General features: G+C 52.6%; 7 protein-coding genes and 1 pseudogene. 2 read left to right on the top strand and 6 right to left on the bottom strand.

Annotated features, from left to right (window positions below; genetic code table 11):
- Positions 1–70: 70 nt before the first annotated feature.
- The 3 genes from iraP to ACSZPU_RS21700 all read right to left on the bottom strand — a co-directional run bounded on the left by iraP (position 71) and on the right by ACSZPU_RS21700 (position 2,636).
- Positions 71–331, bottom strand: coding sequence for an anti-adapter protein IraP (gene iraP / locus ACSZPU_RS21710; RefSeq protein WP_499003034.1), 261 nt, complete (start codon positions 329–331; stop codon positions 71–73).
- 260 nt (positions 332–591) lie between these two features.
- Positions 592–1,782: a multidrug efflux MFS transporter gene (locus ACSZPU_RS21705; RefSeq protein WP_499003032.1), complete on the bottom strand. Its 1,191-nt coding sequence runs from the start codon at positions 1,780–1,782 to the stop codon at positions 592–594.
- 170 nt (positions 1,783–1,952) lie between these two features.
- The gene (locus ACSZPU_RS21700) at positions 1,953–2,636 is read right to left on the bottom strand and encodes an extensin-like domain-containing protein (protein WP_499003030.1); all 684 of its coding nucleotides are present in this window, start codon (positions 2,634–2,636) and stop codon (positions 1,953–1,955) included.
- An 84-nt stretch (positions 2,637–2,720) separates the two neighbouring features.
- On the opposite strand from ACSZPU_RS21700, the gene ddlA reads away from it, so the two are divergent.
- Positions 2,721–3,821, top strand: coding sequence for a D-alanine--D-alanine ligase (ddlA, locus tag ACSZPU_RS21695; RefSeq protein WP_499003028.1), 1,101 nt, complete (start codon positions 2,721–2,723; stop codon positions 3,819–3,821).
- Here ddlA and ACSZPU_RS21690 read toward each other — a convergent pair.
- Positions 3,818–4,054 (bottom strand): DUF2754 family protein, encoded by a 237-nt coding sequence (locus tag ACSZPU_RS21690; protein ID WP_047371635.1) that lies wholly within the window; start codon positions 4,052–4,054, stop codon positions 3,818–3,820. The genes ddlA and ACSZPU_RS21690 overlap by 4 nt on opposite strands.
- A gap of 253 nt (positions 4,055–4,307) precedes the next feature.
- On the opposite strand from ACSZPU_RS21690, the gene ACSZPU_RS21685 reads away from it, so the two are divergent.
- Positions 4,308–4,610, top strand: coding sequence for a YaiY family protein (locus tag ACSZPU_RS21685; protein WP_499003026.1), 303 nt, complete (start codon positions 4,308–4,310; stop codon positions 4,608–4,610).
- On the opposite strand, the gene ACSZPU_RS21680 is transcribed toward ACSZPU_RS21685, so the two are convergent.
- Complete coding sequence (locus tag ACSZPU_RS21680; protein ID WP_499003024.1) at positions 4,607–5,737, bottom strand: DUF1615 domain-containing protein; 1,131 nt, start codon at positions 5,735–5,737, stop codon at positions 4,607–4,609. The genes ACSZPU_RS21685 and ACSZPU_RS21680 overlap by 4 nt on opposite strands.
- A gap of 13 nt (positions 5,738–5,750) precedes the next feature.
- A pseudogene (sbmA, locus tag ACSZPU_RS21675) lies at positions 5,751–6,965 on the bottom strand (peptide antibiotic transporter SbmA); the annotation flags it as partial.
- Between the last annotated feature and the right edge of the window lie 74 nt (positions 6,966–7,039).

Below are 7,039 nucleotides of genomic sequence, written 5' to 3'. Positions count from 1 at the left end.
GTCATGATAATAGGGCCTTCTGATTAGAAGGCCCTATTATCAATGATTTTTATCCTCGTGACGACACTATCTAGCTGCGCGGGTGCCTTAAAAGCTTTTTTATGTACTGTTGCAGCAACTCCGTATCGTGATCCGAAACGTCAGTCTCCGGATGGACATCATCCATCGCGCCTTCGATACTTTGGATAAGTGCCTGCTGCTCAGGCTGCGCCATCTGGCGCAAAAGTGCAGTAACAACGATTTCCAGCGCTTCCACCTGCGCAACCAGCTCTTTGGATTCCTCTTCCTTTTCTGCAAGTTTTACCAACAGCTCTGCAATGAGATTTTTCATAGCGCTATTTCCTTATGTGATATTCGATGACGTTAGCACTCTGTTTTGTTGTTGCAAAGTGGATGCATCTATTATTTTTCTCGAAATTTTGCGCTGTGTATAGACGTTATATCAAAAATTAGGCAACGAAACGTTTCTACGCACTTAAGGCAAATTTATTAATGAGTTAAAACGAGGCGGGTGGTAAGAGAATATATCCTTTTATATAAATAAAATTTATATCCAGACCGCTGCCAGAAGCTTCCGGTCTGGATATTAGATCAGCGTCGCGCTTTACGAAATGCCAGCGCCAGTTGCCAGATATTGCATAAGACGACCAGCGCTGTGGCCACAAATACCCAGCGGAACCCGGCCATCGCCGAGACGGATGCGCCCATCAACGGCCCCACCACATTGCCCAGATACATAAACGATTGGTTATAACCAAAAATACGCCCGGTTACCTGGTCGCTGGAATATTTAAGCAGCAGCGTTTGTACGGCAGGCAGCATTGCACCATCGGCAAAGCCAAGCATAAAACGCAAAATCCCCAGTTGCAGCGGCGAGGTAACAAACGACATCGCAAAGAACAGCACCACGGCGCAGACTAAGGTGGCCATCAGAATACGGGAGGTGCCAATACGGTCACCAAGTTTCCCCAGACGCGGCGCGGAGATAAGCGCAGACACGCCCGGCACGGCGGCAATCATCCCACTGAGGAACGCAATATTGCTGCTGTCAGGCGACATGGACTGGATAAACAGCGCGAGTATGGGCCCGATAGAGCCATTACATAATTGTATGACAAGGGTGGTCAGAAAGAGGCTTATCACCAGCCCCGGATAAGGCAGCGTGGAGAATACCGCTTTACCACTGAGCCGCTGCGCCTTACTGACCTTAGGCCGCGCCCCTTCTTTAATGAGAAACAGCGTGACCAGAAAACTGACGATCAGCAGCGTCGCGGTAATTAAAAAGACCGTTCGCAAACCGAAGTGGTCAGCCAGAAAACCGCCCATCAGCGGCCCGCCGATAACCCCACTGATTTGCGCGGTGGAAAGCGTGCTGAGCGCCCAACCGCTGCGTTCACGCGGAGCCTGTGAAGCCACCAGTGCCATCGCGTTAGGAATATACCCCGAGGTCAGCCCCATCACACCGCGCAGAATCAGCAGTTGCCAGACGTTGGTGGCAAATGCCTGCAGTAAAATGGCGATGGCCATCCCCAGTGACGCGCGCAGCAGCATCAGCTTTCGCCCTTTCCTGTCGGCAAGGCTGCCCCAGAGCGGCGACACGATCGCGGAGACCATAAAGGTGACGCTGAACGTCAACCCGGACCACATCGACAGGGCTTCATGAGAAGTGACCCCCAGTTGGGAGACATATAAAGGTAAGAACGGCAAAATTTGACTGATGGCAAGACCGGTGAAAAAACAGCCGAACCATACGGAAATAAGATTAACTTTCCAGGATTCCATAAACAGCAATTATTATTCAGTCTTTGGCAAATTAGACACAGGGTAACAAGAACAGTAGTAAGAATACTCACCAGAGGTGCGATTAAGCATATTTTGGTGTTTTATCTTCTCTGTTTTGCCACAGGCAACAGGCATAATTTTAATCCACAATTATTTCGGTGATTTATGCTTTAGCGGCACAATCCAAATCCGCGCATTCCCAGATGAAAATGGTTGGCATGTGCCGCGTTATATTCCGGCCCAAGCCCGTTGCCATAATATCCACAAGCCCCGCTTAACATTGCCCGTAGCCAGGGCTGCGTCTCATCGCGCGGCCAGCCGCGCAGAACGGTCACCAGTTCACCGTTTGCCAGGCGAAAACCGCTGATATCGAGCGCCTCGGCGGTGGCGTGCTCGCTGAGCCGGGCATCCGGTCGATTATAGATATTGCGACAGGCATAGCTTCCCAGATGATCGATGCGCGTAAGCGCACTGCCCATAAATTGCTGAGTCAGCGGCCGGGCCTGCTGTTCAACAAACAGGGCCGAACTGAGTGCCAGCGGGCAGCTGGCAAGAAAGCTGCTGCTGAGCTTAACCGGACCAAAATCGCGCACCCGCACGACATTGCTCAGCGGGCACTCGCCACGCGTATCGGCAATGGGTGTGGAAGAAATAAGCTGTTGCTGGTTTGCCTGCGCCAGTAAATCAGCGCACTGCCCGGGATCGAGACGACGCAATTTAAACTGGGTAATGCGGCCCGGCGGGTCACTGAGCTGCAACGGCGCGAAGGGGTTATAATGCGCGGGCAAATAGCGCCAGCCTACCGCCAGTCCCCCCAGGAAAATAAACAACGCGATGACGCCTTTCCCTTTCACACATCCCCTCCATTAATCACTGCAAAACAGTATGGCAGAAGTGATATGGTATGTGCTTTCTGATTCATGTGAGTGAAAGTTGAGATGGCAAAACTGCGGGTAGGGGTCGTGTTTGGCGGCAAGTCGGCTGAACATGAAGTGTCGCTGCAATCGGCGAAAAATATCGTCGATGCAATGGATAAATCGCGTTTCGATGTTGTACTGCTGGGGATCGATAAACAGGGTCAGTGGCACATCAACGACGCGAATAATTATCTGCAAAATGCCAGCGATCCGGCACGTATTGCCCTTAATCCCTCTGAAAGCAGCGTGGCACTGGTGCCGGGGCAACCGTCACAGCAACTGATGAACGCCAGTGATGCAAAACCCTTCCCGCAAGTGGATGTGATTTTCCCGATTGTCCACGGCACGCAGGGCGAAGACGGCACGCTGCAGGGCCTGCTGCGGATGGCCAATCTGCCGTTCGTCGGCTCAGACGTGCTCGGCTCCGCCGCCTGTATGGATAAAGACGTCACCAAACGCCTGCTCCGCGATGCCGGTCTTGCCATAGCCCCGTTCGTTACCTTAACCCGCAGTAATCGCGATCGCATGACTTTCGCCGAGATGCAGGCGAAGCTCGGGCTACCGCTGTTTGTGAAGCCGGCTAATCAGGGCTCATCCGTTGGCGTTAGCAAAGTCACCAGCGAAGCGCAGTACCATGCGGCCGTCAGCCTGGCATTCGAATTTGACCATAAAGTGGTGGTCGAAACCGGCATTACCGGGCGCGAGATCGAATGTGCGGTGCTGGGCAATGACGATCCGCAGGCCAGTACCTGTGGCGAAATCGTACTTAACAGCGAGTTTTACGCGTACGACACCAAATACATTGACGATAACGGTGCACAAGTCGTTGTTCCGGCGGCCATTGCGCCAGACGTGAACGATCGCATTCGCGCTATCGCCGTGCAGGCTTACCAAACGCTGGGCTGCGCCGGAATGGCGCGTGTAGACGTGTTCCTGACGCCGGACAATGAGGTAATCATCAATGAGATCAACACGTTGCCCGGCTTCACCAATATCAGTATGTATCCGAAATTGTGGCAGGCGAGTGGGATTGGTTATACCGATCTGATCACTCGTTTGATTGAGCTGGCTCTGGCGCGCCATCAAGCTGACAGCGCGCTGAAAAGTTCGATGAACGGTTAATCCTGCGTTTTTTCTTCCTCATTCGCCGCTTCTTCGTTCTCTTCGGGGCGGCGGCGAATAATAAATCCAGCAAGCCAGAAACTGATCACCCAGGTCACCAGCCCGACTGCATAGTTTTGCCAGCCTTTGGTTTCAAATCCCAGCAGACCTACAACGCCATTCAGAATAAAGATTAAACCAATTGCAAACGCATAGTAGTGCCAGTCACGGCGTATTTTTGAAGGCAGCTTCATGACAACTCCGGCAATAAAAACGGCATCCTCGCATATTTGACCGAATGCGTCTGTGGCGCATGCGGAAATTCTGAAATGTAAATTCAGTAACCAGAATGTTACAGAAACGTGAGCGCGTACAAAAATTACACATCCGGAATCATTCCCGGTACGAAATTATCACCATTCCGATGTTGACAATTTAATCGACCTGCCAAAATTACATCGAATCACTGGCCTGGAGCCAAAGTAATTAATCGTAGCGGAGGTCTTTATGGCTGACTTTACCCTGTCGAAACCCTTTACGGGTAAAAAAACTCGCGACGCCTCTACGCCTGGTAATATCGCCTATGCTGTGTTTGTGCTGCTCTGCTTTTGGGCGGGCGCGCAGTTGCTGAACTTACTGGTACACGCGCCTGGGGTCTTTGAACATTTGATGCAAATGCAAGACGCCAGCCGGCCACACGTCGAGATGGGACTCGGCGTCGGCACCATTTTTGGTCTGGTGCCGTTCCTGATTGGCAGCGCACTTCTGGGTGTGGTTGCTCTGATATTACGCTGGCGACGCCATCGTTAGTTTTTCATCATACACTGTGCCCGACGATCGTCGACGCGCTTCGCAAACCAGGCAGTTGTGAGGTTGCGCGTGATCTTCGGGCTTTCCAGTTGGATCCCCGGCAGCATTTCTCGCGGTAACGCCTTCCCGGTTTTCTGTTCTGCCAGACGATAAACGTTCTGGTACAGCGCCGTTTTCTCCAGCGCAATGCTGTCGCCGGTTTGCAGCTGGCGACGGATATCTCTGTCACTCATCCCCAACTTCGCACCCAGTTTTCTGACCGCCAGTTCTGTGGATCCCGCGTCGCTACTGCCGTACTGAATCAGATCGCCATCCAGCGCCAGTTTGACGCCGGTCGCCTTGCTTATCGCGTTCTGGAATGCCGCATTACGGCTGGCATAAAGTCCGGCATTGAAATCAGCGAAACGGTAAATGGGTGCCGTGTAATTCGCCGGGTAGTTGAGCAAGTGATAGGTGCCAAACCACAGGCCGCCGCGACGGGTAAAGACCTCTTGTCTCACCGTGCCTTCCATTTTCCATGGGTAGCCATTGGTGTGCTTCTCGGCAAACGCGACGCTGATTTGCATCGGCCCGCCGGTGTGCACCGGGTTGTAGGAACCAAACAGCTTCTGGCCCATCGGCACAACGCTGATAAAGTCGTCGAAAATTTCACTCAGCTGTTTTTCGGTTCTGACTTTATCCAGACGCTCGCTATAGCTTTTGCCATTGGGTGATTCAATTTTCAGCGCGGTATGCACCAGCGCGAGAGGAATATGCATACGGGCCGCACGACGGTCGATTTCTTTCCAGGCAATCTTATTCAGCCCGGGTACCACCGGATCGGCCTGATAGTTAGACTCCTGCTGTGCGACCGCCAGCACCGAGCAGATGTTTTCCATCGTTGGCGCAATCGACTGACTGGAGAACGTGGTAGCGATATCCTGCGCCCACGCGTCCCGGTCTTTCACGCTGGCCGGCATTTTTTCTCTGACCACGCTCGCCACATCACGGGGCTTTTCCGCCTCAGCCCCTTTCGCCTCTTCTTCTTTTGCGGAGGTGGTGCTTTTTGGCGTGGTACAACCGGCGAGAATCATTCCCGCCAGCAATGTCATTGTGGTCGCGATAACACGCGGCGCGCAAACAGGCATATCGTTCCTTGCATTAACTGAATGTATTGGTCATTTGCGATGCAGGCTGATTGTTCAGCTCACTTTCAAAACTCCGCAAACGTTTATAGATGGACATCAGCTCCACCAGCGTGGTCCAGGAGGCTATCAGATACTGGAACGAACTGCGCACCTGTTCAAACACGTTTGTGATTTGGCGCATCAGGCCGAAGGTAATGGCCCCGGCAGCAATGGTCGGGAAAAGTACGACCAAACCGAACACCACATCCACCTGCAGGTACAAAATGCGGGCAATGTTGAAATACATGTAGTGGAAATAAAGGCGGAAATAGTTACGACGCACGGCAGAAAACAGCTCTTTCACGGTATGCGGTTTAGCGCGGTTGACGTCATCTTCGCCATACACCAGCTCTTTACGATATGCCGCTTCCACGCGCTGGTTTTTGAACTCCAGCCCCGGAAGCTTGATCCCGACAAAAGCCAGTAAGAAAGTCCCCAGCAGTGCCCAGGTGATGGACGCAATCACCAGGCCATAAGGCAGATGGCCCACCAGCGGCAGTTCCTGTACGTGTGGCGATAGCGCCACCAGCACCGGTAAAAATGCAATCAGCGTCATAATGGCGTTGATAAAGCTCACGCCCATGTCTTCCAGCGTTGAGGCAAAACGCATGGTGTCTTCCTGAACACGCTGCGCCGCACCTTCGATATGGCGTAATTTTTCCCAGTGCTCCATATAGAATTCGTTCATCGCCGTACGCCAGCGAAAGACATAATGGCTGACAAAGAAGCTGTTCAGTACCGCAACAGTCACCGCAATCAGGGCTATCCATAAGAACACGCCAATTTCGCTGTAGAGCTGGCCAATACTGACGGTATTCGGTGCGCTCAGGGCTTTCTGAATCAGATCGTAGAATGGCGCGTACCAGGCGTTAATCGCGACGTTGATTTCCACCAGAAACCAGGTCACGAAAATGATTAACGCTGTGCCCAGAATGGACCAACGTTGCCAGCGATGCGGCGCGTAGACAAACCAGAAGAGTGCGAAGAGACCGACACACAGGGCGTAGTAGGCATAAAACAGCAGGAAGTTCAACGACCAGAAACGTGCTGCGCTGATGGGAACGTCTTCAGAAACGTCAGCCAGGCGCATTATCCAGGCCTGCCCACCTGCCTGCCAGAAAACCACAGCGATCAGTGCCCAAATAAAGGCCGAGAGAAAGAACAGCTTCGGCTTTGGGAAAAAAGACTTAAGGAAGGTGCGATTTAATCGGTGGGGTTCAGTGGAGTCCTTAGCTGTATTAGCCTTACCTTAGCTGAGCTGTA

Origin of the sequence: Phytobacter sp. V69 (assembly GCF_965644215.1) — a bacterium.
Taxonomy (GTDB): domain Bacteria; phylum Pseudomonadota; class Gammaproteobacteria; order Enterobacterales; family Enterobacteriaceae; genus Phytobacter.
Note: the sequence above shows the minus strand (reverse complement) of the source record. Positions and strands in the feature narration are given on the sequence as shown.